The sequence below is a fragment of the Paludibaculum fermentans genome (assembly GCF_051172195.1).
GTDB lineage: Bacteria > Acidobacteriota > Terriglobia > Bryobacterales > Bryobacteraceae > Paludibaculum > Paludibaculum fermentans_A.
This window is the reverse complement of the sequence record NZ_JBPJAQ010000001.1, coordinates 4,460,312-4,483,370: the sequence shown is the minus strand read 5'-3', so window position 1 is coordinate 4,483,370 and position 23,059 is coordinate 4,460,312. Positions and strand designations below refer to the sequence as shown.

The 23,059-nt window shown below is 63.8% G+C and carries 12 protein-coding genes; 2 read left to right on the top strand and 10 right to left on the bottom strand.

The annotated features are described in order from the left end of the window. Window positions 1–33 precede the first annotated feature (33 nt). The 6 genes from ACR9Y2_RS18010 to ACR9Y2_RS17985 form a co-directional block, all read right to left on the bottom strand. Complete coding sequence (locus ACR9Y2_RS18010; protein WP_435042911.1) at window positions 34–1,566, bottom strand: hypothetical protein; 1,533 nt, start codon at window positions 1,564–1,566, stop codon at window positions 34–36. Continuing rightward, entirely contained in the window at window positions 1,563–3,005 is a 1,443-nt protein-coding gene (locus ACR9Y2_RS18005) for an oligosaccharide flippase family protein (protein WP_435042910.1), read from the bottom strand. The genes ACR9Y2_RS18010 and ACR9Y2_RS18005 overlap by 4 nt, the downstream gene beginning before the upstream one ends. After that, the gene (locus ACR9Y2_RS18000) at window positions 3,002–4,150 is read right to left on the bottom strand and encodes a radical SAM protein (protein WP_435042909.1); all 1,149 of its coding nucleotides are present in this window, start codon (window positions 4,148–4,150) and stop codon (window positions 3,002–3,004) included. The genes ACR9Y2_RS18005 and ACR9Y2_RS18000 overlap by 4 nt, the downstream gene beginning before the upstream one ends. A gap of 177 nt (window positions 4,151–4,327) precedes the next feature. Next, window positions 4,328–5,497 (bottom strand): glycosyltransferase family 4 protein, encoded by a 1,170-nt coding sequence (locus ACR9Y2_RS17995; protein ID WP_435042907.1) that lies wholly within the window; start codon window positions 5,495–5,497, stop codon window positions 4,328–4,330. Then, window positions 5,494–7,092 carry a glycosyltransferase family 39 protein gene (locus tag ACR9Y2_RS17990; protein WP_435042905.1) on the bottom strand — a complete coding sequence of 533 codons (1,599 nt, stop codon included), beginning with the start codon at window positions 7,090–7,092 and terminating at the stop codon, window positions 5,494–5,496. The genes ACR9Y2_RS17995 and ACR9Y2_RS17990 overlap by 4 nt, the downstream gene beginning before the upstream one ends. Next, window positions 7,089–8,024, bottom strand: a complete 936-nt coding sequence (locus ACR9Y2_RS17985; RefSeq protein ID WP_435042903.1) for a glycosyltransferase — start codon at window positions 8,022–8,024, stop codon at window positions 7,089–7,091. The genes ACR9Y2_RS17990 and ACR9Y2_RS17985 overlap by 4 nt, the downstream gene beginning before the upstream one ends. Window positions 8,025–8,238: 214 nt before the next feature. Between ACR9Y2_RS17985 and ACR9Y2_RS17980 the strand changes: the two genes are divergently transcribed. Next, the gene (locus tag ACR9Y2_RS17980) at window positions 8,239–11,070 is read left to right on the top strand and encodes a peroxidase family protein (RefSeq protein WP_435042902.1); all 2,832 of its coding nucleotides are present in this window, start codon (window positions 8,239–8,241) and stop codon (window positions 11,068–11,070) included. A 100-nt stretch (window positions 11,071–11,170) separates the two neighbouring features. Continuing rightward, the gene (locus ACR9Y2_RS17975; protein ID WP_435042901.1) at window positions 11,171–13,609 is read left to right on the top strand and encodes a hypothetical protein; all 2,439 of its coding nucleotides are present in this window, start codon (window positions 11,171–11,173) and stop codon (window positions 13,607–13,609) included. Here the strand turns inward: ACR9Y2_RS17975 and ACR9Y2_RS17970 are convergent. Genes ACR9Y2_RS17970 through ACR9Y2_RS17955 form a run of 4 tightly spaced genes read right to left on the bottom strand, consistent with a single transcriptional unit; the run spans window position 13,603 to window position 23,030 of the window. Beyond that, window positions 13,603–16,869, bottom strand: a complete 3,267-nt coding sequence (locus ACR9Y2_RS17970; protein WP_435042900.1) for a glycosyl hydrolase — start codon at window positions 16,867–16,869, stop codon at window positions 13,603–13,605. The genes ACR9Y2_RS17975 and ACR9Y2_RS17970 overlap by 7 nt on opposite strands. Before the next feature lie 43 nt (window positions 16,870–16,912). After that, complete coding sequence (locus ACR9Y2_RS17965; protein WP_435042899.1) at window positions 16,913–18,358, bottom strand: L-fucose/L-arabinose isomerase family protein; 1,446 nt, start codon at window positions 18,356–18,358, stop codon at window positions 16,913–16,915. Further along, entirely contained in the window at window positions 18,355–19,569 is a 1,215-nt protein-coding gene (locus tag ACR9Y2_RS17960) for an MFS transporter (protein ID WP_435042898.1), read from the bottom strand. Before ACR9Y2_RS17960 ends, ACR9Y2_RS17965 begins: the two co-directional genes overlap by 4 nt. Window positions 19,570–19,574: 5 nt before the next feature. Continuing rightward, window positions 19,575–23,030, bottom strand: a complete 3,456-nt coding sequence (locus ACR9Y2_RS17955; protein WP_435042897.1) for a carboxypeptidase regulatory-like domain-containing protein — start codon at window positions 23,028–23,030, stop codon at window positions 19,575–19,577. Between the last annotated feature and the right edge of the window lie 29 nt (window positions 23,031–23,059).

The following is a 23,059-nucleotide window of genomic DNA, read 5'->3' as shown; positions in this document are numbered from 1 at the left end:
CCTGGAAGAGGATCCCACCCCCACCCTCGCGGCTTACTTGTCTGTGGCTTCCTTCGACTGCCCCGTCATCCACAGGCAATAGATCAATCCCCCCGCTACCGTGAATAGGAACAACGGCGAAGGCCCGTAGGCAAAGTACTCTCCATACTGCCCGCCCATGCGCGACAGCACGGTCAGTACAGGCAACTGGAAGCCACCCAAGGCCACGCGGACGACGGGCTCCAGCACACCCAAACCCCGTTCCACATCGCGATACATCGCCAGGCACCACGCCTGGGCAATCGCAACAACACTCACACCGCCCATCCACGCCCGAGGCACGCGCGCCAGCACGGTAGCCGCCAGCACAAACACAAACGGGAACGTCGGAGCCATATACCGGATGCCCGTGTTGAACTGCAGCCGTGTATAGTTGATCCCGCTGCAGAACAGCCAGAAGCCCAGCACGCTCAGTGTGAGAAACCACAGCTCCAGCCTGGGCAGCACTCCGCGCCCGCCGCGGTTCACCCAAAGCGCGCCAAACGACAGCAGGAACAGAGGGCACGTCGTGAACAGGCCGTAGCGGTAGTCGAAGGCCAGGCTTACGAATAGCTCGAGTTGCGGCGGGCCGAAGCCCTGGTATCCACGTTCGATCCACTCCACCGGAGGCATCCAGTTCTGGCCCGGCAGGAACGCATTCCCGAAGCTGGCCCACTGGTAGAACCACAGCAGCAGGACCGGCGGGACCGAACCGCCGATATACCAGAGCCCTTCCCGAACCGCGGCTGCCCTACCGCGCTCTACATAGCTCTTAGCCAGCCCATAACCAAACAGGGTGAGCAGCAGCACCACGCCCGAGTAGTCGAACAGCAGCGCGGCGCCGCCCGTCATTCCTCCGAGAAACCAACGCCGTTCCGCCCTCCAGCGCGAACCGCCCGCGGGGTTCCACATGGCGAGAAATCCCATGAACGCGAAGCAGCCCAGCATCAGGTTGTGGTTCAGATAGCCGGTGCGGAAGAAAGCCGGAGTGCCAAACGCATAGAGCACGGCGAAGCCCAGCCCCGCCAGGTCCGACAGCAGCAGCCTGCGCATCAGGAAGAACATGGCCACGGCCGTAAGCGCGGAGATCGGAGCCATGCAGAAGACCTGCATCACGATGGCCGCCAGTCCGAACTTGATGTCGTACCCGCGCCGCCACGACTCGCGATAGAACTCACGGGCCATCGGCCACGGCGAGTTGTACTCCGGCGGCTGCAGACCCTGTGCGCGCCGCGCCAGGTTGGTCCGCTCCACGATCCGGTCGATGACAGGCCGGAACAGGGCATAGGGAATCGCGCCCAGCATCGACCCGCCGGGATTCGCCCCGATGTGCCAGCCGTAGCCGGGTTTCTCGAACAGATCGGGGTGCATGCGGGCGTAATCGTCCACGCGGAACGACAGATGGTCGCCGATGGAAAGCGCCAGGTAGATCTCGCGCACCGTGTTTGTGGCCAGGTGCAGGGAGTAGATCAGCCAGCACGTCAGGAATAGCCGGACGGCGATACCGCGCGGGGAGAAGCGCCACGGAGCGGGCTGTGTCGTGTTCATCGCGCAGCCGCCTCTCGCACTCCATGCCAGAGTTCCGCCAGATTCCGGTGCTGCGCCCACAGACCGGCCGCGGCAAACAGGCTCAGGGCCAGGGCGATCGCGGGCCAGGGTCCGACTGAAACAACGGCCATCCAATAAACGCTGAAGGCCAACCCCGCCGCCAACACCGGCCAGAGCAGGGTCCGCCAGACCGGCACGTCCGCTAGTCTGTGCCGGAACAGAAGGTAGGGCACCAGCAGGTGGAGCCCGTTGGCGAGCACGAGCGCGGCAGCCACGCCTTCCGCCCCGAACCAGTAGCCCAATACGACCGAGAAGACAATCGAACCTGCTGCCGCAATCACGGTAGAGCGGAACAACTGCTTCTCCAGGCCGCAGGCCACCAGGCCGTAACGGAAGTGGCCGCTCACCAGGGCCACGGGAATCACCCAGACCAGGATCGACAGCAGCCGCCCGCCTTCCGCAAAGCGCGGTCCGTAGAGGGTCGAAAGAAACTGGCCGGCCAGCAGTGCTCCGCCCAGGCCAGCCAGCAAGCCGCACCAGGCGGCCACGGACAGCGACCGGCTCAGCAGTTGCGAGAGTCCACCACCGGGCACGGCGGCGCGCGCCATGGACGGGATCAGGTTGAAGAAGTAGAGATAGACGAAGGAGTGGATCGCCGTCAGGCAGCGGTGCGAAGCACCATACCAACCCAGCGCCTCGCCTGTCGTCAGGAAGCCGAGAATCACCGTGGGCAAATGCCATAGCAGTGCCCAGGCGAATTCGCTGAACCCGATGGGCGCCGCGGTCCGCAGGTGGTGCCGCAGGTGGCTGATGTCCAGTCCACGGAAGCTCAACCGGAGCCCCAGGCTATGCCGGGCCAGCCAGATACAGAACACGGCGGTGCACGCAGCAGCGGCGCACTCCGCGATAGCGGCCCAGATCAACTGCTCGCGCGAGCGCACCAGCAGCAAGGCGACCACGGCGAACGTGCCTTGCCGTACGGTGACGGCCCAGGCCGCCCAGCTCATCTGGTCCAACCCCTGGAAGACCCACTGCAGCAGTCCAGGCGCCGCGAACAGGCTCAGGCCCATCGTGCACAGCAGGATCTGCGTCTGGGGATCGTCACGCAATGTCAGGGCAAACAGCAGCAGCGCGGCATAGCTCAGGACAGCCAGGCCCAGCCGGATGGCGGAGATGCTGGCCATCAGGTTCGACGCCTCGTGCCGGTTCCGGGCGATCTCACGGGCGCCGTAGAGCCCCAGGCCCAAGTCCGCCGGCAGGTGGAAGAACACCAGCGCCGCCATCGCGAACTCCATCCGCCCGTAGGCTTGCGGGCCCAGCGTCCGGCCCAGGTAGGTGAACGCGAGAATCGATAGGAGTTTGGCCGCGACTTCTCCGGCGCCGAGGGAAAGCAAATTGCCTGCCAGGCGCCGGGCCGGAACGAGCGTGGCCGCGCTCATTCGGTCTTGTGCTCCGGAACTTCAATCTGGACGAGGGCCGGACCGGCGGCAGGACGCGCCACGGCGGCGGCCGGCTTCGGCTGACCCTTGCGAGCCACGCCCAGCATGGTGCTCAGCAGGTGCCATGGCTGGTAGACGATGCTCGGCCAGAGGAACACTTCGTTCGTGCAGTAGCAGTCCTTGCGCGCAATGGAGGCTCGCAACTGTTCGGCCTCGGGCGAATGCCAGATCTCGGGAAAGCTCTTGTCGCGCAGGTTGCCCAACGGAGCGTGCGTCTCGCAAACGCTCACGTCCCCGTTCGAATAGACCACCGCCGTCAGCGTGCCGGCCCGGCAGGGGATCACCTGGTTCGCCGCTTCGGCCGTGCGCACCTTGGCATGCTGCAGCATCGGTTCGACAATGGCACCATAGCGCCCGGTCTCGCGCGGCTTCCACAGTTCCCGGACATACTCGTAGAGCTTCTGATACTCCACCAGCTCCGGCCCCTGTAGCGCCGGGTTCTTGCGGTCGCCTCGAATCATGGCCAGGTTGTGGTGGTCCATCTTCGGGCAGCGCTCGTAGAGATACGTGGTCAATCGGCGGATTTCGTCGACATTCGTACCTGTCGCCGTGGAGATGGCGTGGATGCGCAGGCGCGAGTCCGACTTCTGCATCTCGGCCAGTGCGTCGTAGGTCTGCATCGCCTTCTCGAAGGCGTGCGGAGAGCCCCGGAACTTGTCGTGGAACTCGGCCATGCCGTCCAGCGAGAGTTCGGCCACAAACAGGTCGAGTGAAGGTTCTTTCAGCGTTTCCTTCACCTGCTCCACCGTCCGCGCGGTGAAGTAGCCGTTGGTGGGCACGTAAATCTGCCGCACCCCGTTGTGTTGGATGAACTGCCGGCAGATTTCGCCGAATTCCGCCCGCAGAAACGGTTCGCCACCGGAGAGGTTCAGATTCTCCACTCGGCCCAGGGACCGGGACAGGGCGAACATCTCGTCGCGGGTCAGGTCATCCTTGCGGTTCAGGTTGCGCCAGTAGAAGCAGTGCTCGCACTTCTGGTTGCAGATGGAGTTGATGAAGAGGATCAGGAACGGAGGGCTCGGCCTACGGCTGTAGTTCTGGAGCGTGATGCGCGTATGCCGGTGGAGACGGGAAAGCAGATTCACGGCCGGGCACCCCCGGCTCGCGGGGTCCGGCGGCCGTCAATACACGCGGCGCTCTGTGCGATGGCGACCAACTCCTCCTCCAAACTTCCGGCGCAGCCCGCAGGCGGGCAAGAGGGCGTGTCCGATTCACGCCAGACAAAACCCGGGCAACACTCATTATAGTCTGGGACCCGCGAATCAGACCCGGTTCTTCCGGGATTGAACGGTTTCGAAGATCTCGAGCATCTGGCGGGCGGCGGCAGCCCAGGTGAGGCGGCCAGCCGCAGCAATCCCGGCGGAGCTCATGCTTTGCCGCAATTCAGTGGATCCGAGCACCATGGCAAGCGCCCGCCTCAGTTCGGCTTCGTTTGGTTCGACGAATAAGCCCGCGCCAGGCAGGAGGTCGGGCAATGGGCTGGCCGTTGTCGCGATCACCGGACAGCCGCAGGCGGCCGCCTCGACCGCGGGCAGTCCAAAGCCTTCCATCAACGAGGGCAGCACGAGAACCTCCGCCAGATTCAACAACACCGCCAGATCCTCGTCCGGAACGAATCCGGCGAAAGTCACGCGGCCAGCCAGCCCTTTGGAATCAACAAGGGCGCGCACGGTGGAGTAGTAGCTGTGGAACACCTCGCGCTGGTAGTCGCCTACCAGCACCAGCCTTACGCTCTCATCCTGAATACACGCAAAGGCCCGTACTAAGGCATCCAGGTTCTTGTGTGGGCTGAACCCGCCGACATAGACCACAAACCGCTGGTCCTTCGTCAGCCCCAGGCCAGACAGGAGCGATGTGAGTTCCGGCCGGTCCAACCGGTGGAACACCGCATCGCCGGCTTCTCCGGCCAGGAAGACACGGTCCGCCGGCAGGTGAAACCGCTCCAGAATGCCGCGTTTCGAGTACTCGGAGACCGTCACAATGGCGTCCGCCTGGCGCCGCGCCCAGGCCACTTTCAGATTCCAGAACAGCCGGGCTGTCGGCGATGGCACCGTGAGTTCCGGGTACGTTTCGGCGATGACGTCGTGGATCATGACCAGGCGGGTCGCCCGGCCCGTCACCGGCACAAAGCTGTAAACCGTTGGAAACAGGATCAGGTCGTACTGCGGATCAGACAGCAAACGGCTTAAACGACACATGTCGCCTAGCGATCGCCGGCCCGCGGCGGAGGCCGCAATGGCCGCCGGTACTTTGGCGCCCGCTACCCGTACTTCGCAGCCGTCGGGCACGGTGCCAGGCTCCGGTTGGTAATCGAAGCAGAGAGTGTACTGATTGGTGCGGTCTTCCTGCACCAACGCCCGCAAAAGTGACCGCAAATGGCGGCCATAACCGCGGCCATTCTGCCAGCACGCCGCCTCCACTGCGATCCTCACGGCTGGACTCCGCGGCGGCAGACATACACCGTGCCGTCCCCCAACGTACCGGGGAATTCCCGGACTATGCGGTAGTCCCGGTTCACAATCTGCCAGGTCTGCGGATCCCAGGCCTTCAGATGGACCGGCAATGTATAAACCAGCCACTCCGCCTGTTGCCCCTGGTATAAATCCAGGAATTGCCGGTCGTTCACCGGCCGCTGCCACTGCGGCGCGTACCAGGCATAGGCATTGGCCGCCAAACCGACAGCCGCCACTGGCTGATGGAACTGCTCGACATAGTCGCGGGCCCCCGTAAAGTCCTGTTTCGGATAGCGATAGACGCGCGGCACTGTCAGGGCCGAAGCCAGGATGATGAGCCCTGCGACGGCTAGTCCCGCCTTCGGAGGCAGGCGCACCAACTCAACTGACTTCAGGGCGCCGTGCATCGCGATGAGCAGCGCGAAGCCCATGCAGAAGAAGAAGAACCGGGGCCAGAGGTTGTGGCCCATGGCGAGCATTAGTCCCCCGCTGATCACCCCGGGCAGCACGAACGACCAGGCGGCCGCGGCATTCCGGCGGTGGATGTCCAACCAGCCCAGCGCCATGACAACTCCGCCCACAATGAGTACGGCCACCGAGGAAAAGCCCAATTTCAGACTGCGCAAGGCTTCCCGCACCACCCACAGCGGATCTGTCCACTCCGAGGGCAGCGACACTTCGCCAAGTCCGGTGCGCAGGAACTCAGGCAACGCCAGGGCGTGCAACTGCAGCGCGAGGGTCCCGGCTAAGAACATGGAAGCAAAGGGGATCCACCAGCCTTCCTGGCGCCACCCACGGCGCAGGCCGAGCTGAGCCAATGAGATCAGCGCGTGGCTGGCCAGCACGAAGGCCATGGTGAGATGAGTCCAAAGTCCCAGCGCTCCGCAAAGGCTGTAGAGCAGCCAGAACCGCAGGCTGCCGCGCCGTTCCGCCTCCAGCCACAGCCAGGTGCCGGCCAGGGTAAAGAAGAGCAGGCCGGAGTAGCCGCGCGCATTCTGCGAGAACCAGATGTGGTGATAACTCACTGTGAGCAAAGCAGTTGCCAGCAGTGCCTCGCGATCGCCGGTGACCCGCCGGCCCAGCAGGAAGAGCGCCCACAGGCTGGCCACGCCAAAGAACACCGCCGGCAGCCGCACCGCCCACTCATTCAGCCCAAAGACCACCACGCAAATCCTGGCCAGGACGGAAAACAACATGTGTTGGTTTTGCGAGGCGAAGCTCGTCAGGATCACATTCAACGGCGGGCTGATGTTGTCCATTACCGCGAAGATCTCGTCCATCCACAGGCAGGAATTCAGATGGATGAGCCGCAAGACCAAGGCCAGCACGGTGAGCGCGGCCAGCGGCAGCCACGGTACTGGCTGCCCTACAACTGTACGCTGCTGCAGCAGGGGCCTGCGCTTGCTCCACAGAATCAACAGGGCGGCATGAAAGCCAAGCAGGATCTTGAAGATAGCCGGCCCGGAGGTGAGCGAGCCCGGGGCGCGGCCGAACCAAGCCTCCAGTGAGGAGGACGGAGTGACTACCGCCGCCAACAGCAGGACTAACCCGATCGTGAGGCCACGGCGATTCACGACTCCATCCCGGCGTCGTGGGGGTGTGACTGGCGGGTCAGCAAACCCCAGGCCTCGCCGAGGCTCCAAGGGGTAGCAAACAGGAGCATGACCGGCACACAGCGCAGCCAGGCATAGAAGCCCTGTCCGACTCGCAGGGCACGGAGTCCGGGCCGCGCAACCAGGAGGAGGGGGATCAAGGGGACGGCCAGGATGTAAACCCAGCGCATTGGGGCAGATACCCACCGTGCGCGAGCCGCTCCGAAGATCCGGCCCCAGGCGAAGCGCTCCACCAGCATCGCCTTCAGTTTGATCGCTCCGCGGTCCTGGTAGACCACGATGCGCGGACACTGCCAAAGCGTATGGCCCCGCCGTAGAAGTTCCCAATTCACCGTCACTTCGTTATAGCGGTCGGCCCAAAGGTGGGCTACCTCTTCCAGGGCGGCGCGCTTGTACCCGATATTGACGTCGGTGAGGTAGTCCGACGGTCCCTCGGGCAGCGGCAGCTGGTAACGCCCGAAATCCAGGAAGTAGACCGCCCAGTTGAAGATGCTGTTGTGCCGGTTTTCGACGGCCCCGCCAATTGCGGCGTGGGGCAACTGATGCGCCGCCAGCACCTGGTCGCACCAGTCGGGCGCCGGAGCGCCCCAATCCTGAACAAGGGAAATGACTTCACCCCGCGCGGCCTTCAGGCCCTGTGAGGCCCGCCGGTCGAACAGCTCGTGCTTCGCCGTGACCGTGCCGGCTGGCGATTGCGTGTAGGCGCGTCCCAGGTCGAGGAAGCGGACTTCCGGAAAGCGCGCCCGTATCCCGTCCATATCCTGCATCGAATCGTCGAAGGGCAGAATAACCTCGACGGGCTTGCCGAGGGTCTGTGGGACGAGCGCGGACAGACAGCGGTTGAGCGTAAAGTCATCCCCCACCACCGCCACGACGACGGAAAGCCGGATCACCGCCGGGAATCGCTTTCCGATTCCTTAAGGAGCAGCGTGGCGCCGGATCCTGCTGGAGCCTGTGATGTTCGCATGAAGCTCCTCATTTTCGCACGAGTGGGCCGAGGGCAGAGGGTCTGGCCGCGGGGTCGAATTGCAGCTTGAAAACAAAAGATTGAGGCAGCATAATCTCATCTACTCGATACTGGATCGACAACAACAGAAAGACAAATCCATGAAACGATTGCCTTGCATCTTCACCTGCCTGGGCCTGCTCTGCCTGAGGGCGCCCGTTCAGGCTGCTTCGGAGAAGGAAAAGAAGGAAGAGAAAGAAGCCCTGAAAGCCTGCGCGCAGGTGGTGCTTTCCGGCATGCGGAAGGTGGCTGACGTCCGCGATGTCCGCTTTCTCGGCAAAGTCCGGGAGGAGACGGCGCTTTGCCGGGGCGGCCAGAAGGCCCTGCAATTCCGGAATACGCCCTGGGTGGACTGGTCGAACTACTGGGGAACCGGTGACATGTCCACCAAGCTGCCCGGGCTGATCTTCAAGGACGCCCCCTCCAAGCGCGGTGTGCGCGGCGCGCTGCTCGACCTGGAGTTCCAGCGCATCGAACTGATCAAGTTCAACCTCTTCGAGAACAGCGGAACCTATAAGGAATACGTTCTGGGTCGCGATGGAGTCGGCGGACCCGCGCTGAAGCGCTGGGATGCCATGCGCCTGCCTGCCGCCAACCCCTTCTTTGCGGCCGTCGGCGGCGAGGGCCAGCAGGTCTGCAAGGGCGACCTGATCCGGGGGCGTACCCTGACCGGGATCTGCAACGACGTCGTGAACCCGGCCATGGGCTCATCGGGCCAGCTCTTTGCCCGCAATGTGGAATTCGAGGCGACCTTTCCGGACCTCGGCTCCGACCAACTGGCACGGAACCGCCACGGCGACCGCCTCGGCCTGTTGAAACCGGATCCACAGGTGATCAGCCGCAAGCTCTTCACGCGGCCCCAGCCCAATCCGGACGCCTGCCGAGAGGGCATGGGCATGCCCGGGATGCCGGTGGACGCCAATTGTGATTACAAGAAGGCGCCGTTCTTCAATGTCCTGGCCGCGTATTGGATCCAGTTCATGACGCACGACTGGTTCTCGCACATGGAAGAGGGCCACAACGCGAGCGAGTACATGAAGGTCGGCTGCGAGTCACAGAAGGTAAACGGTATTGAAACACCGCTCACCGAGGAAGATGCGCGCCGCCTGGGCTGCCGTCCGGACGATCGTGTGGACAAGGGGTTCGTGGCCAACGACACCGCTCCGGAGAAGTTCACCAGCGGCGGCCGCGAGTACATGACCCGCGCGCCGAAGGTGATGGCGAACAACAACACGGCCTGGTGGGATGCATCGCAGATCTACGGTTATGACGAACGCTCACAGAAGCGCGTCAAGCGCGACCCGGCCGACCGCGCCAAGCTCCTGCTGGTGAACGCCGGCGGCAAGCCCGGCTACCTGCCGGTATTCGATGCCAACGATCCGATCAGCCCGCAGTGGACCGGCCAGGAGGCAGCCGCTTTCCCCGACAACTGGACCATCGGCCTCAGCTTCCTCCACACCGTCTTCACGCGCGAGCACAATGCCTTTGTCGACGAGTTCCGCAAGCTGGCGGCGAAGAAGCCCAACGACGATTCCGGCTTGCGCAATCCGGCCGATCCGAAAAAGAAGATTGCTTACAAAGACGTCACTCCGGATGAGCTGTTCGAATGCGCGCGGCTGGTGGTGTCGGCGGAAATCGCCAAGATCCATACCACCGAGTGGACGCCCCAACTGCTCTACGACGAGCCGCTCTACGCCGCGATGAACGCCAACTGGAGCGGCCTGCTGGGCAGCGGCGGCGGCGACGTCTCCAAGGTGCTCAACGAGATCGTGACGAAGAACTTCGGCAAGTCAGAGAACGTCAAGAAGGCCACTTCCTGGTATTCGGTCTTTGCCAGCGGCCCCGGCATTTTCGGGCTCGGCAGCAAGGCCCGGGGCTACGACATCACGAAGCCGGAGTATCTGAACGGAGGAGTGAACCACTTTGGATCCCCGTTCAATTTCCCGGAGGAGTTCGTCACCGTTTACCGCCTGCATCCGCTGCTGCCGGACCTGATCGAGTACCGCGAGTTGGACAAGGACCCCAACAAGATCGCCGGCAAGATCCCGATCATCGAGACGTTCGAAGCCAAAGCCACGCCGATGATGGACGACAGGGGCGCCGCCAACTGGGGGCTGAGCCTGGGCCGCCAGCGGCTAGGCTTGCTGACGCTCCAGAACCACCCGCAATTCCTGCAGAACATCACGTTGAGCCGCCTGGACAGCCCGACCAAGAAACTGGACCTGGCCGCGCTCGACCTCATCCGCGACCGCGAGCACGGCGTACCGCGCTTCAACGAATTCCGCCGCCAGTATGGCCTGCGGCAGCTCACCAGTTTCGACGACTTCGCTGATCCGCACCTGCCGGCCGATTCGCCGGAAAAGGCGGAGCAGCTCAAGATGACCGCGCTGCTGCGGGAGGTCTACGGCCAGCACGTCTGCGATGCCTCGAAGGTGATCACCGATGCCCAGAAGAACGACGACGGTACGCCGATCAACGACTGCCTGGGCAAACCGACCGGCAGCACGGTGGACAACATCGAGGATGTGGACACAGTGGTGGGCTGGCTGGCGGAGTACACCCGCCCGCACGGCTACGCTATCTCCGAAACACAGTTCGTCGTGTTCATCCTGAACGCTTCGCGCCGGCTCTTCAGCGACCGCTTCTTTACCTCCGGGTTCCGGCCCGAGTTTTACACAACGCTGGGTGTCGATTGGGTGAATGACAACGGACCGGGTGGCGAAGTAATGGAAAAAGGCGAGCCGAATGGGCACAAGCAACCGGTGTCGCCGTTCAAGCGCGTCCTGCTACGCACGGTACCGGAACTCACTCCGGAGCTCGGCAGTGTGGTAAACGCCTTCGATCCTTGGAATCGCGATCGCGGGGCGTACTACACGCTGGAATGGAAGCCGCGTCCCGGCGCCGAGCAGGATCCAGCGTTCACGAAACCGTGATCCTGGTTAGGTTTCTGGGTGGACGGCGGTTGCGGGCAATCCGCAGCCGTCCACCCATAATTCGCTTGGTGATTTCCGCGCTCCATGGCTAGAATGCGTTATGCGCTGGGCGACGTGGGGCTTGTATTGTGTCTTTGCCTTTGGCGGATTTCTGGCGGCGCAGACCGGGCCGGCCTGCACCCCACCTGTCATCCACGTCTTCGCGGCTTCTCCCCAGACGTTGGCGGCGACAGGCACGGCCAGTGTGCGCTGGGATGTCGAGGGAGCCGAGTCGATCTCACTGACCAGCGGAGACAAAGACCTGCCTGCGCAGGGTAGCCAGGAGATCGAACTCACTTCAAGCCGCGAACTCCGGCTGATTGCCTTGAATGCCTGCGGCGAGCAGTCAGCAGCCCTGACCGTTGCGGTTGGCCCGCCTATGCTGACAGGTGCCGGCCGCGAATCCTCTGTCGGACCTTCCTCGCTGAGCCCGGGCCAACTGCTGGCCGCGAAGTTCGACAACCTGGCGAACCCGGCCCTGGTCGACGTGCTGGTGCTGACGGCACCCGACGGGGAGAAGCGGGCTATCCAGGTCTACAATTCCACGGCGGATGGCACGCTCTACGCCCTGGCCCCCTATTGGCTGGACGTCAATGTGGATAGCGGCTACCGCACCGGCACGTTCCAACTGAGCGCCCGGCTCGCCGATGGCACGTCGACCGGCAGCGTACCGCTGACCATCACGGCTTTGCAGTACTCGGGCGACCCCATCGCCGAGTTCCGCCGCTCGCTCGCTGCGCTGGCTGCCTCCGTACAGGAGTCCTATGCAACCCTCCGGACCGGCGACCAGGGCGCCTTCGTCGACGCCATTCAACCCACCATGGCCGCCCAGGAAGCGGCCCTGCGCCAGGCGGTCGACGCGGTGGCAGCCGGCGGCACGGGCACGCTGTACTGGGGCGCCCCGACCACCACCACAGCCGACGCCGTGAGCGTCTCCGTCACCCGCCAGGATTTCGTCGAGCTGGCCTCCCTGCAATTCAACACGGCGCAGCCGCTGCTGCAACTGGGCACTGTGCAGGGTACGGTGAAGGTCAACAGTATGGGACGAGCCGCGGATTCTGAACGCGACGCAGGCTCCTGCCTCCGATTGACTCGGCCCCTGGTACCCATCTGCAAAACCGTCTCGATCAAGAAGAAGTCCGAGGCCGCGGCGTCCGAGATGCTGTCGGACTTCCTGACCTCGCAGGGTGCCCCCAGCGGCACCGATGCCGAGATTCAGGCGTGGGTCAAGAAACAGCTCGCGAAGAAGGCCGTTGGCGTAGCCCTGAAGAAGATCCAGACGTGGCTGACACCGCTGGAGACACTCTGCCTGTTGTCCCCCATTCGCCTGGATCGGTTCGTAGCGGAGCCCACATTCATCGCCTCGGCCCGCGTCGATTCGGAAGCCACCAAAGTCGCCCTGAAAGCGCAAATGACGCCGGAGACGACCGCCGACGGCATCGCCGACTACCTGGAGAAACAGGAAGCCAAGGCGTTGGCGGATCAACTCAAGCTGAAGGGAGTCCCTGCCGCCACGGCCCAGAAGCTGATCCAGGCCTTTCTGAAGCTGGAGAACTACGGCCTGGATGTGCAGTTGGCGAAAGCCGCCGAAGCCGTGGCCCAGATCAAGCCGAACGACTCGGTGCAAGTGGGGCAGTGCGACCTGCAGTTGGTCTATCCGAAGCGCAATGGCCCCGGGACCGCCACCAACCCGAATGCCGGGGTGGTGCCCGGCTACAGCCGCCTGCAGTTCGCCACCAGCCAGCCGTTCGGCCAGGACGACTACTACCTGATGGGCATCAAGCCGGGACCGGAAACGCTGTGTATCGCACCTTACGTCCTGAACTTCCTTTTCCACGAAGCGGCCGAGATGTCGAAGGGCAGCCTGCTGAAATCAGCCTGCCCGTTCGCGGCGGGCCTGAATGGTCCGCGCGGAGCAGGTGAGCCGGCACCCGGCCCTGTCTACTCCGACGACCTTTCAGTGGGCGTGCGCGGCCGCCTGGTGCAGGTCTACATTGGGAACGCGATTGTCGAACCCTTTGCCACCCACACCAACCAGGGCATGACGCCGATGGCGCGGGTGGGCGCCCCGTACACGCAATCGGCCTCGGACGGCCTTGCCAGCGCCTCGATTGATTTCCACCAGACCTCGAACACAACCTGGGAAGGCACGATCACGGCCAGCATGGTCTCCATCCCCAATTCGGGCGGAGGCCAGGATCCCCACCAGGCGTCATCGCAGCTCACCGTCTTCTTCGAGAATCCGGAGAACCGCCGCGGCACCCAGCGCGTCCGCATCACGGCTACCAATTCGGGCGACAGCCACTGCTTCTTCCCCACGGGACTCTATGCAGGCCAGCAGCGTGCCGGCGCCAATGGCTATGGCTCCAGTTCCTATGCAGTGGACGCGCCCGGGGCTATCAACGGCAATTTCACGATCACCGCCGACGCGATGTATCGCAATCCGGGTGAATCGGCCGTGTGCTCGTCCACCGTGAAGCTGGAACTGCTCGATCAATGATCGCGGGCCAGCAGCCGTACGGGCCCGAAGAGTCCAGAGCGTAGCGGCTCCAGTTCCGCCCAGGGCCGTTGGCCGGACGTGGTGATGTTCGTACTGGTGATGCGTTTGCCCGCCGGCAGGTGCGAGTCGCCCACCAGGCGGTTGTACCAGGTGTTCGTCACCTCCACGACCAACTCGTTCGCACCGTCTTTCAAAGCGGAAGTGCAGTCGGCCTGGAATGGTGCGGTCCACATCACGCCGAGCGGCTTTCCGTTGAGCCATGCTTCGCCGATGGTCCAGAGATCGCCCAGGTCGAGCAGGACCTTGCCTGGCTTGCCGGCCGTACCCGCGGGCACCTGGAAGGTTTGGCGGTAGCGGGCGGAGCCGGAGAAGAACTTCACGCCGGGATCGGCGCTGCCCGTCCACGAGTCGAGGCTGGTCATCTGGAGCGAAGCCGGTGCACCGAGATCCTTGTCGAACTCCACGGTCCAGGGTCCGCGCAGAGCCATCAACTCTCGAGTCCCGGCAGTGGGGACAGCCGTGACTCCGGCCTTCGCGGGCCGCCGGAAGATGACAAAGGTGGAGCCGTTGCGGTCGAGTTCCAGGGGTACTTCCACCGCCTGCGCACCAGCCGTGTAGCTGGACGCGTCAGTGATGGAGGAGGAGACGGGATCCCACAACTCCGGTACGCGCTGCGGGACACGGAACTTCGCCGTGGCCTTGACGGGCGCAGTGGTGGTGTTGCGGACGAAGTAGATCTCGGCATCGGCCGTCCGGCGGTGCGTGAAGTCGAGCGTCGAGGGAGCGATGAAGTCCGGCGTTATCTTCATCGCGGACAGGACATCCTGGACGGACTTGCCCCAGATCACTCGGCCCTTCCCATGGGCACGTTCTCCGGACGCCGGAATCGTGCCGGAGCCCCAAAGCTGATCGGCCAACGCGCGGACCTTCGCGTCGTTCTGGGGATACCCTTCCAGGCCCAGGGCGTGGCTCGGCTTCGGCCCCAGCACGGTCGCGCCAGCGGCGACCAACTGCTCCAGCTTCGCCAATACGGCAGGGTGCGCCTCGACGGTATCCGGCAGCACCAGCAGAGCGTAACTGGGGCCGTTCGGCACCGTCAGCCGGCCGTCCTTCACACTGAGGCGGTTCAGGATCACATCGGAGTTCGTGACGTCGTAATCATACCCGGCCGGATCCAACTGCCGCGGTGGAATGAACTTGTAGCCGCCGTCGCCATAGTAATAGAGAATGTCGGCCACGAAGTCGCCGCGCTGTAGCAGAAACGACGATCGCGCCAGGTAGTCGATGAAGGGCCGTGCCTTCGGCCACCACGTGACATTGCGATTGATATGCGTGCCCGCGACATAGGCCCAGCCGGGCTTGCCGGCCGGCGGAGCGTTGTGCGCCCAGGTGTGCCAGACGAAGTGATTGCCGCCTTCGACAAAGACGCGGTCGGCGCTCCACTTGATGTCCTGCGGACCTTCGCGCCATTCCTCAAAAGACGTGAACGACTCCAGGTTGACGCGCGGCTTGTTGTAGAGATGGCCGGCGGACGCGGTCTCTTTCACCACCCACAGGCCGCTCACATCCGGCCACCACGGCCAGAACTCACCTTGGATGTCATCCACCGCGTTGTTGGCGGCCAGCGAGTCGACGGGTACATTGTGAATCGGCGGACCCGGCCCGCCGGCTTCCGATTTGATGGTGAGCCCGGCCTTGTGGGCGGCCTCGCGCGCAGCTACGTAGTATGCATCGATCAATACTTCGCTCAGCGTCTTGCGGTAATCGAAGAGGAAGCGTTCGGTCTGGTCTTCTGTCCCGACACGGGCGCCGAAGACCGCCGGCAGATAGGGCTCCATGGCGTAGCCCCGGCGGCGCTGAAATTCCTGCGTGAAGGTAGGCGACCACACCGGCCCTCGCACCTCATAGCTGGCGAGATACAGGTTGCCGAGGCCGCTCTTGCTGAGATCACCGAACGTCTCGCGCAGGCGGGCGATCACGTAGTCCATGTGGGCGCGTGTCGCTTCAGCGCTGAGATGGTCAGTGGCCCAGCCGTCGGAGTTGGGGCTCGGCACCTTCAGCCGCTCTCCGGTGTTCATGCAGACAAAGCGGAGGATGGTCCAATGGCCGGGCGGCGCGGTCCACTTCAAATGACCTCGCGCGTCGACGTGCGCCGTGACATTCACCAGTTCCGTCGCGGAGTGGAATAGAAATGGCGGCAGACCCGCGGAGGCGAACACTCCGCCCGGCCCGGTCGTACTGGCGTCGTTGATGTTGTCGACATTCCAGGCGCCGTCGTAGCCCAGCGGCGTGGGACCGCGCAACACCAGGGCGCCGTTGCTATAGCGGTTTGCGGCGCGGGCCGCCGCAACATTCAGTCCGTCGTCATTGAACAGAGAGAACTCGCCGAGTGTCCAGCGCGGCCGGGCCGCGTCGAATCCACTCAACAGCCGCAGGCGGATGTACTGCGCCCGTGTGCCGGCAGGCAGGGCGAACTTCTTCGGTCCCGGACCTGGCTCCAGAGTGCCGCGCAACACCTCCTGAAAATCCTCTTCCCGCGAGCCGGTGGTGGAGACCGCCAGGCTGAACTCCTTCGTCGGCGTCATGGTGGCGGCGAGATCGGCCGGAGCCTTGGCATCACCGTTATCCAACACAGCTTCCTTCAGGGTGTGGATGCGGTTCGGCTCCAGACGCAGCACCAGTTCATGACCCGGGCTCCGCTTGGCGTCGCGTACGGCCAAAACCGCGACATCCTTCCAGAACGCCGGTTTGCCGTCAGGGCCCTTGGGGGCGGCCGGCGTCGCGAGGGGGAACGGCAACAGAACATCGATCGCCTTGCCGCCTTCCACAGCCGTCTCGGTGGGATAGAGCCCCATGCTGGCGTGGCGCGGCTCAATCCAATGGCCGCCCAGGTCCCAACTGCTGATGACGGAAAAGTCGACCGTCAGGCCGAGGGAGCGAGCCTGGTCCACCGACTTCTTCATCTGCGCCATCCACTGCGGGCTCAGGAACGCCGGGCCCGCCGGAGGTCTAGCAGCTTTGTCGCCGCCTGCGCCCATGTCGAACAACAGCAGCCCGCCGAAGCCCATGTCCTTCATGGCCTGCAGGTCTTTCTGCGCGGACGGCGGGTCGACGAAGCCGTTCATCCACAGCCAGTAGACGTCGGGCCGGGCCATGGTGGGTGGGTTGCGGAAGCCTTGCTCCAGGGAGGGAGCCGGCTGTGTCTGCGCCCACATCGCCGCGGCGGAAAGGGCGCCCATCAGGAAGATCGGAGATTTCATACGTGGTTCTCCCGGGAACGTCTGCTAGCCAACAGGGACACGGCTACACCGTGACGTGTTCAATACCAAGGGCCGTGGCAATGCGCGCCAATGTCTCAGCGCGGTGCCCGATGCCCAAGGCGAAATGATGCGTCGGGCCGGCGGCCACCCAGCGCTTGAGGAAGGTACGCACGTCGGGCTGGAAGAACCCGCGCGTATTCGTATTGCCGGTGGCGGGAATGGGGCCGTGTACGCTCTGCCCCTCCGCCAGTACAAACTTGAAGCGGCCCTGCGCATTGATCCCGATGCTCAGCATCGTGATGGGACCGTCCTTGATGCGGAACTCCACGCTGGCGCCATTGCCGGGCTTGCCGTGGTACTTCGTCAGGCTGCGCAGCACCGGTTTCCCCTCGGCGATGTTGATGTGATGCGGGCCGTCGTGGCCCACCAGCACGAAGCCTTCCTTGAAGTCGATGGGATGGAACTCAGCGAAGCTGCCACCGATGCCGATACGGTCCATCAGCAGCATGGCCAGGCACGTCTTCAGATCGGACTCGCCGCACATGGGGAAACCGGCGGCCGTCAGCAGCGAGTTGCCTACGATCAGGTTCGTCACGATGGTGCGCAGTTCGCTGCCGGGCTCACCCTCGTAGTAGTACGCCAGGCCGTCGAGTTCGTGGAGTTCGACAAATTTGTCCAGGGTGACAGCCACCCGCGCGGCCGTCGTCAGGTGCTCGTCCGACAGGCGGCGCGTCAAGGGATCGGAACCTGGATCAGGCGTATCGAAGAGATCCAGGATCTCCTGCCGTTTCTCATCGATCTCCTCGCCGGTGACCTCGCGCTGCAGCCGCAGCAGGTCGTCGGCTTCCGTCTGTACGATGTGGCAGCCGAAGGCCGCGGTCAGCGCGGTCTGGTCGGTCTGCATGTCCAGCATGTGCTCGATGGGATGACCGAAGTGGCCAATACGAGCACGGCGCACGGAGTTCAACGCCTTGGCCACATCACACCAGTCGGCGATTTCAGCGTCGGCCGCGGAGTCGTTCTCCAGCGTGCCGAGGATCACCTCGGGGGCGGGCTTACCCATGCGAATGGCGACGCCGGTAAACTCGGGCACCGAACAGAAGTCATCGTTCACCAGTTGCATGTAGGTGGTCGCGTTCGCATAGTCGAGCGCGGCGAGAGGCTGGAGCGCCACCAGTACGATGGGCACGTCCAGGCTGCGCACGATGATGCCGAACGTGGCCGAAGTCGCGTAGGTGACCATGTCACAGAACACCAGGTCGAGGTCGGCGGCTTTCAGCCGGGCGGCCAGCGCGTAAGCATCCTGCGCCTTATCCACGATGCCGAAATTGACGACCTCCACCCGATTGGCCTGGATCTTGCTATCCAGCACATTCAACTTGTTGTGCAGCTCATCCAGCAGGCCCGGAAACTGATTCCAATAGACGTGGTAACCGACTCCGAAGAGGCCGACCCGCGCGGTGCGCGGCTTGCGGCGAGGGACTCTCATGCGATTTCTCCTAGTGCGGCGTGGGGCCGCGGGCGGTGTCCGGCGGCCAAAACAACCCATGCGATGGGGTACAAAATGGCGGACACCAGAAAGACAGGGGCGAACGAGTAGTGGTCGATGACAGGACCAGTCACGAGATTGGACAGCATGGCGGCGATGCCGCCGCAAGTGCCCGTCAACCCCACGGCGGTGCCGACTTCGCGGGGTGCCACCGTGTCGCCGATCAGGGTAATGAAGTTGGCGATCCACACGCCGTGCGCCATCATCAGCAATGACATCAGGCCGATGGCGATGGGCGCCGTTGGCGCGGACGAAGCCAGCCACGAGGCCGGCGTGACTATGGCGGCGATCAGCATCATGGTCATGCGCGCGCGTCGCGGTGTCCACCCCCGCGTCACCAGGAGGTCTGACACCCGGCCCGCGGCGATGTTCGTGATGCCCAGGGCAAAGAATGGAATCCAGGTGAGCGAGCCGATCTCCTGCAGCGACAGGCCGCGCTCACGGGATAGATATTGCGGAATCCAGAACATGTAGAAGTAGAAGACGGGATCGAAGAAGAAGCGCGCCAGCAGCAGGCGGCGCACCTCGGGCCGCGCCAGCAGTGAAGTGAAGCTCACCCTTTCCGCAGCCAGTCCCACCGGCCTTGGCAGCTCGACACCGCGAAACGCGAACAGCCACGCGGCCAGCCACAGCAGGCCGATCAGCGCGGTACCCAGGAACGCCCCGCGCCAACCCAGTGTACCCGCGGCCCAGGCCGTGAGCGGAGGAGCGATGACTGCCCCGAACGCGGATCCGCCATTCGCAAATCCGACCGCCAGGGCGCGCTGCTCCGGCGCGGTCCACTCCACGGCCCCCTTGGTGACGGCGGGGAAGCAAGCTCCTTCGCCGACACCAAGGAGAAACCGCGACGCACCCAATGTCCAGGCTCCGGCGGCCAGCGAGTGTGCCGCGCTGGCCAGCGACCAGAGACCCACCGACAGGGCGAGACCGACCTTGGTCCCCAGGCGGTCCATCAACCGTCCGCCCAGGGAAAACATCACCGTGTAGCTGAGGACAAAGGCGAACACCACGCGCGAATACTCGGTATTCGACATGCGGAAATCCGCCATCAGTTTCGGCGCCAGGACGCTGAGCACCTGCCGGTCCAGGAAGCTCAGCGCGGTGGCGCAGAACAGGAGCCCGCAAAGAAGCCAGGCTCGGGCTGGGGTCATGGGTTTCAGAAGTAGAACCTCAGGGCAAACTGCATGATGCGCGGGCCGCGTGCCGCTGTGAAGGCTCCAAAGTTCGTATTCACCTGGTTGCCGGATGCGTCGAAGCGCGCCGTCGTATCCAGGCCGCTGAATTGCGTGTGGTTGAAGAGGTTGTACGCCTCGGCGCGGAACTGCAGCTTCATCGACTCCCGGATGGGGAAGTCCTTAAACAGCGACATGTCGAAGTTGTTGACGCCCGGTCCGCGGATCTGCGTCGTAGCCGCGTTGCCCACTGTGCCCACCACCGGCCGCGCGAACATCTCCGTCTTGAAGTTCTTCGCGAACGTCCTCTCGCTCTTGGGCAGCACCGCATTACCCAGCACAACGACGCGCGCCCCCTGTGTGGCCGAGCCCGTGATGTCCAGCGAGTTGGTCGTGGCATACCCGATGCCCAGCGGAGATCCGCTGATGAAACTGGTGATGCCCGAGAGCTGCCAGTCGTGCAGCGCATACTTGGCGATACGCGATTGCACCGGAACCTTGGGCAGGTTCCACACCCAGTCCAGCTTGAAGATGTGCGTGCGGTCGAAGCTCGCCAGCCCGTAGTTCCAAACCCGCACCGGCACCTGGACGCTGACGCCCGTGGTGTCGAAGTCCGCGTAGTCCATCGCCTTCGACCACGTCCACGACAGCCCGAACTGCACGCTCTGTGTGAGGCGGCGGCGCGCCGTCACCTGCATCGAGTGATAGTTCGACGAACCGGCCGGCTCGCTCAGCAGCACGTCGTTGTAACCCTTCAACGGCCGCAGGAACGCCGAAGCGAGCGGGGTGGAGGGATTCGAAGGATCGGCGTTGGCCGCCTGGAAGTTGGCGCCCAGCGGGATGGGATTCAGGTTGCGCCGCCACAGCAGATTGCGCCCCAGCGACCCGATGTAGCCGACATCCACCACGGTCTTGAACCCGATGTCCTGTTGCACGCTGAAGCTGTAGTTCACCACCTTCGGCAGTTTGTCCGTGCGGTCCAGGCCGTTCACACTCTGCGGGAAGGTCGCCCCCGACGACGAGAGCAGCGACCCGATCGTCGAATAGTAGACGGTCGGATTGCTGACGATCGGCAACTGCGAGGAGAACAGAGTGTAGTTGTCCGACATGTTGGGCCGATTGTAGAACAAGCCGATACCGCCGCGGACGGCTGTCCTGGCATTGCCGAAGACGTCGTAGGCGAAGCCCAAACGCGGCCCCACCCGCAGGCCGTAAGTATCGATGAGCGACCTCGGATAACCGTTCTGCGCCGAGACCGCCATGCCGTCCGCCGCATCCCCGGTGCCCGGAGCAATGGCCCCGATCAGCGCCGCCGGATACGTCACGCCCGTCACCGGATGAACGCCCACACGCGCTCCATTCACCCGCGTGGGCTGGATCAATTGCACCGCCTTCGCCGGGTCGTACAGCGACGACGAGAACGACGACAGCTTGTCCGTCGACATATAGATGGGCACCAGGTAGTGGAACCGCACACCCAGCTCCAGCGTCAGCCGGCGCGTCGCCCTCCACGAGTCCTGCGCGAACCACTCCACCGCATGCTGCCGGAAGTGCAGATACACACGGCTCGAGGGCTCAGTGTACGTACTGAAGACGCCCAGCGCCGCATTCGAATACGCATAGCCCGTGTTCAACGGATTGTTCGTGTCGTTCGCAAAGCTGAAGGCGCCGGCGAAATTGCCGTCGCCGTTCGAGCCCTGATAGTTCCGCTCGATCATAATGCCGGCCTTCAGTGTATGCGCCCCCAGGGTCTTGGTGAGGTTGTTCGTCAGGTTGAAGGCCTGCAGGTTCTGCTGGAACGGGAAGCGCCCCTCCATGAAGAGCGAGGCCGCGCCCGTCACACCGCCAAACGTCGCGTTGGGAATGAAGTTGAGGGGATTCGCCGCCGGACTGAACTGGGCCGCCGTATAGCCGGCCGCCGCGCGCGTATTCCTCTTCACCTCGTCATCCGTGGCGCTGTTGCCCTCAGGACGCCGCGTGAAGCCCAGGCTCATCTCGTTGATCAGCGTCGGACTCAGGATCCCCGTATAGCGCAGCACGTAGCCTTGCCCGCGCAACTGGTAGGTCTTCACAATCTGCGACCAGTTCGCGCCCGTATTCGTCAGTACTCCGTATCCGCCCGTCTGCCGGTCGAGGAACGACGCAAACGTGAACGCCAGAGTATGCTTCGGCGTCAGATTGTAGTCCATGCGCAGGTTCTCCATGCGCAGCGGCGTGTCGTTGACGCTCTGCTCCACATAGTTGTACCGCCCGGCCGAGATCCCGCGGTCCAGGAAATTGGGCATCGGGAACACCTTCATCAACGCCAGGCCGCTGGCATCCAGCCGGTTCGCGGGAATCACATTGCCCGGAAACTGCGCCTTCGTATTCGGGTCGATCACGCTGATGACCTTGTTGTTCAAATCCACTGACTGCGAGAAATCGCCCGTGCGCTCCAACGCGGTCGGCACCGTCAACTGCCGCACCGCCTGGCTCACCTTCAACGGCCAGAACTCCTGCGACCAGAAGAAGAACAACTTGTCCTTGTTCTTGTTGAATCCGCCCGGCAGCACCACCGGTCCGCCGATGTTGTAGTTCCAGGTGTTGTAGCGATACCGCTGCTTCGGCGTCCCCAACCGGTTATTGAAGAAGTTGTTCGCGTTGAACTGCTCGTGCCGTTTGAAGTACGAGCCCAGGCCATGGAAGTCCTTCGCGCCAGATTTCGTCACCAGGTTGATGGTCGCGCCTGAACTGCGGCCGTACTCCGCCGGATAGTTCGTCAACAGCACCTTCACCTCGGCAATCGAGTCCTGGCCCAACGTCACCGATGAGTTGAAGTTGTTGCCCATCGGATTCGTCACCATGCCGTCCATCGTCACCGTGTTCGTACTGCGCCGGTTGCCCTGCACATAGATGTCGAAGTTGCGATCCATCCGCTCCGTATCGCCGATGCTGCCGCCATCCACCACGCCCGGCATCAGCGACAACAGGCTCATCGCATTGCGGCTCTTCGTCAGCAGGCCTTCCAGTTGCGAAGTCGCGATGACGGACGCCCGTTCCGAACTCGCCACCTGCACCGCCACGCCCTCCGCCGTCACCGTCACCTTGTCCGCAATCGCGCCGACCTCCAGTGCCAGGCGCCCCACCGGCAGCGTCTCCGCCGCCGACAACATGATCTGCTGCTTCACCAGGCTCTTGAACCCCGCCGCCGTCACCGTCAGCGTGTATTGCCCCGGCTGCAGGCTGCCAAACGTGAAGTCGCCGCGTTCGTCCGATTTCATCTGCCGGGCCACGCCGGTCGCGACATGGACTATCGATATATCTGCATCAACGACAGACAGTCCACTGGGGTCCACTACCGAGCCGACAATAGATCCAGTGATCGTCTGCGCCATGCACAGGAGGGCGCTTGCGACCAGCAGCAGGAGCGCGGCTGCCAGTCGTCTGAGTCGAAAATACATTGCTCTTCCTTTCCAGGGAACGGTTGGTT